Origin of the sequence: Piscinibacter sp. (genome assembly GCF_050175855.1) — a bacterium.
Lineage (GTDB): Bacteria > Pseudomonadota > Gammaproteobacteria > Burkholderiales > Burkholderiaceae_C > Piscinibacter.
This window is the reverse complement of record NZ_JBFXIO010000456.1, coordinates 1-3702: the sequence shown is the minus strand read 5'-3', so window position 1 is coordinate 3702 and position 3702 is coordinate 1. Positions and strand designations below refer to the sequence as shown.

General features: G+C 66.5%; 5 protein-coding genes. All 5 read left to right on the top strand.

Annotated elements, in window-relative coordinates; genetic code table 11:
* Positions 1 to 415 (top strand): cbb3-type cytochrome c oxidase subunit I (locus AB7U92_RS23755; RefSeq protein ID WP_428582770.1); only part of this gene is annotated, 415 nt, incomplete at its 5' end.
* A 21-nt stretch (positions 416 to 436) separates the two neighbouring features.
* Positions 437 to 1066 (top strand): cytochrome-c oxidase, cbb3-type subunit II, encoded by a 630-nt coding sequence (ccoO, locus tag AB7U92_RS23750; protein WP_428582768.1) that lies wholly within the window; start codon positions 437 to 439, stop codon positions 1064 to 1066.
* Positions 1067 to 1078: 12 nt separating this feature from the next.
* Positions 1079 to 1255, top strand: a complete 177-nt coding sequence (locus AB7U92_RS23745) for a cbb3-type cytochrome oxidase subunit 3 (protein ID WP_428582766.1) — start codon at positions 1079 to 1081, stop codon at positions 1253 to 1255.
* Positions 1252 to 2157: a cytochrome-c oxidase, cbb3-type subunit III gene (gene ccoP / locus AB7U92_RS23740; RefSeq protein WP_428582764.1), complete on the top strand. Its 906-nt coding sequence runs from the start codon at positions 1252 to 1254 to the stop codon at positions 2155 to 2157. The genes AB7U92_RS23745 and ccoP overlap by 4 nt, the downstream gene beginning before the upstream one ends.
* 12 nt (positions 2158 to 2169) lie before the next feature.
* Entirely contained in the window at positions 2170 to 3627 is a 1458-nt protein-coding gene (ccoG, locus tag AB7U92_RS23735; protein ID WP_428582762.1) for a cytochrome c oxidase accessory protein CcoG, read from the top strand.
* Positions 3628 to 3702 lie beyond the last annotated feature (75 nt).

Below are 3702 nucleotides of genomic sequence, written 5' to 3'. Positions count from 1 at the left end.
CGACTGGACCGTGGGCCACGTGCACAGCGGCGCGCTCGGCTGGGTGGGCCTGGTGTCGATGGGCACGCTGTACTACCTGATCCCGCGCATGTTCGGCCGCAAGCAGATGTACAGCACGCGCGCCATTGAACTGCACTTCTGGATCGCCACCATCGGCATCGTGCTGTACATCGCCGCGATGTGGATCGCCGGCGTGATGCAGGGCCTGATGTGGCGCGCCATCAATCCGGACGGCACGCTGGTCTACAGCTTCGTCGAGAGCGTGAAGGCGACCTTCCCCTTCTACGTGATCCGCCTGCTCGGTGGCCTGCTGTACCTGGCCGGCATGCTGATCATGGGTTGGAACGTCATCAAGACGGCCACCAGCGGCAAGTACGAGCCCGTGCCCGTGCCGCCGGTCGTTGCCCACGCCTGATCCTCGAGGAGTACCGAACAAATGGCCAACAACCAAGCCACCGGCTTCTCGCACGAGAAGATCGAGACCAACAACTTCCTGATGATCGTGCTGATCCTCGTCGTCGTCGCCGTCGGCGGCCTTGTCGAGATCGTGCCGCTGTTCTTCCAGAAGTCGACCACGCAGGCGGCGCCGGGCCTCAAGCCCTACACCGCGCTGCAGCTCGCCGGCCGCGACGTGTACATCCGCGAGGGTTGCTACAACTGCCACTCGCAGATGATCCGTCCGTTCCGGGCCGAGACGCTGCGCTACGGCGACTACTCCAAGGCCGGCGAGTTCGTCTACGACCATCCGTTCCAGTGGGGCAGCAAGCGCACCGGCCCCGACCTCCACCGCGTGGGCGGCAAGTACAGCGACGACTGGCACCGCATCCACCTGATCAACCCGCGCGACCTGGTTCCGGAGTCGAACATGCCGGCCTACCCGTGGCTGGAGAAGTCGACGGTGAACCCGGCCGACATGGCGCCCAAGATGAAGGCCCTGCGCGTGGTCGGTGTGCCCTACAGCGACGACGAGATTGCCAAGGCGGGCGACGAGGTCAAGGGCAGGACGGAGATGGACGCGGTGATCGCCTACCTCCAGGTGCTCGGCACCGCCACGGCGGCCAAGTGAGGGAGGCACGCCATGGACATCAATGACCTCAGAAGCGTGGTGACGGTGATCTCGCTGATCGCCTTCCTGGGCATCGTGGCCTGGGCCTGGTCCCGCAACAACCGTGCAGGGTTCGACGAGGCGGCCCAGCTGCCGTTCGCCGAAGAGCAGGGCGCGGAAGGCGCCTCGCGTGGAGGAAAGCAACAATGAGCGACTTCATCAACAACGGCTGGTCGGTCTACGTCGCCGCCGTCACCATCATCGGCCTCGTGGCCTGCCTGGCGCTGCTGATCGTGGCGAGCAAGCGCAAGGTCATGGCGCAGGACAACACCACCGGCCACGTCTGGGACGGCGACCTGCGCGAGCTGAACAACCCGCTGCCGCGCTGGTGGATGGGCCTGTTCGTGATCACCGTGGTGTTCTCGGCCCTGTACCTGGTGCTCTATCCGGGCCTGGGCAGCTTCGGCGGCAAGCTGGGCTGGTCGAGCACGGGCCAGTGGGAGGCTGAGCAGGCCAAGGCCCAGGCGACGATGGCGCCGCTGTACGCCAAGTTCACCAGCCAGCCGGCCGAGGCCCTGGCCAAGGATCCGCAGGCGATGGCGATCGGCGAGCGCCTGTTCATCAACAACTGCGCGGCCTGCCACGGTTCCGACGCCAAGGGCAGCAAGGGCTTCCCCAACCTGACCGACGGCGACTGGCTCTACGGCGGCGACCACGAGAAGATCAAGGAGACGATCACCGCCGGTCGCCAGGGCGCCATGCCGCCGATGGCCGCGGCCGTGGGCACGGCCGAGGACGTGAAGAACGTCGCCAACTACGTGCTCAGCCTGTCGGGCAGCGCGCACAACGCGCTGGCCGCCCAGCTCGGCAAGGAAAAGTTCGGTGCCTGCGCCGCCTGCCACGGCGCCGACGGCAAGGGCAACCAGGCTCTCGGCGCGCCGAACCTGACCGACAAGATCTGGCTCCACGGCGGCGGCGAGCAGGCGGTGGTGGCGATGATCAACAATGGCAAGACCAACGTCATGCCTGCCCAGGCCTCGCGACTGACGCCCGAGCAGATCCACGTGCTCGGCGCCTACGTCTGGAACCTGTCGCAAGGCGGCAAGCAGTAAACGGAAGGTTGAATGTCTGACACGCACGCGGCTGCACCGGGAGGCAGTTCACCCGATGCGGCCGGCGAGATCGTCTCGCTCTACGCCGCGCAGAAGAAGATCTACGCACGTGCGGTCAGTGGCTGGTTCGCCACCTGGCGGTGGGTGCTCGTCTGGGGCACCCAGCTCCTGTTCTACGGGCTGCCCTGGCTGCAGTGGAACGGCCGTCAGGCCGTGCTGTTCGACCTCGGGGCCCGCCGCTTCTACATTGGCGGGCTCGTCCTGTACCCGCAGGACTTCATCTACCTCACCGGGCTGCTGATCCTTTCGGCCTACGCGCTGTTCCTGTTCACCGCGGTGGCGGGGCGCCTGTGGTGCGGCTACGCCTGCCCGCAGACGGTCTACACCCAGATCTTCATGTGGTTCGAGAACCGCATCGAGGGCGACCGCGCCAAGCGGATGAAGCTCGATGCGGGGCCGTGGAACGGCGAGAAGCTGCTGCGCAAGGGCGGCAAGCAGCTGGTGTGGATCGCCTTCGGTCTGTGGACCGGCTTCACTTTCGTCGGCTACTTCACGCCGATCCGCGAACTCGCCGCCTCGGTGATGACGCTGGGCTTCGGGCCGTGGGAGTGGTTCTGGATCCTGTTCTACGGCTTCGCCACCTACGGCAACGCCGGCTTCATGCGCGAGCAGGTCTGCAAGTACATGTGCCCGTACGCGCGCTTCCAGAGCGCGATGTTCGACCACGACACGATGATCATCAGCTACGACGCGCAGCGCGGCGAACCGCGCGGCTCGCGTCCGAAGTCGCTGGCGCACGCGTCGCTGAAGGAGGCGGGCAAGGGCGAGTGCATCGACTGCACGCTGTGCGTGCAAGTCTGCCCGACCGGCATCGACATCCGCAAGGGACTGCAGTACGAGTGCATCGGCTGCGCTGCGTGCATCGACGTGTGCGACAGCGTGATGGACAAGATGAACTACCCGCGCGGACTGATCCGCTACGCGACGCAGAACGGCATGGACAAGCACTGGAGCCGCGAGCAGATGCTGCGGCGCGTGCTGCGGCCGCGGGTGCTGGTCTACACGGCGATCATGGTGCTGATCGTCGCCGCGTTCGCGGCCAGCCTGGCGCTGCGCACGCCGTTCCGCGTCGACGTGGTGCGTGATCGCGGCGCGCTGGCACGCATCGTCGAGGACGGCCGCATCGAGAACGTCTACCGGCTCCAGCTGATGAATGCCACCGAGCGAGTTCAGCGCTTCCGGATCGACGTCGAAGGACTCGCCGGGGCCGCACTGGCCACGAAGGCCGAGGTCGAGGTGGGTTCGACCGAGTCGCGCTGGGTGCCAGTGGCCGTGCAGATCTCTCCCGACGCTGCGGGTTCGCTCGGTGCAGGAGCCCACCCGCTTCGCTTTACCATCACCCGGCTGGCGGACGCGGAAGGCGGCGCCGTCGAAGTGCGCGAGAAGTCGACATTCGTCGTGCCGCGTTGAACCGCAGAATCCCGAGGACACAACCATGCAGGACAAGAATCCACGCACGCCTCCCTGGTGGAAGTTCCCGATGGT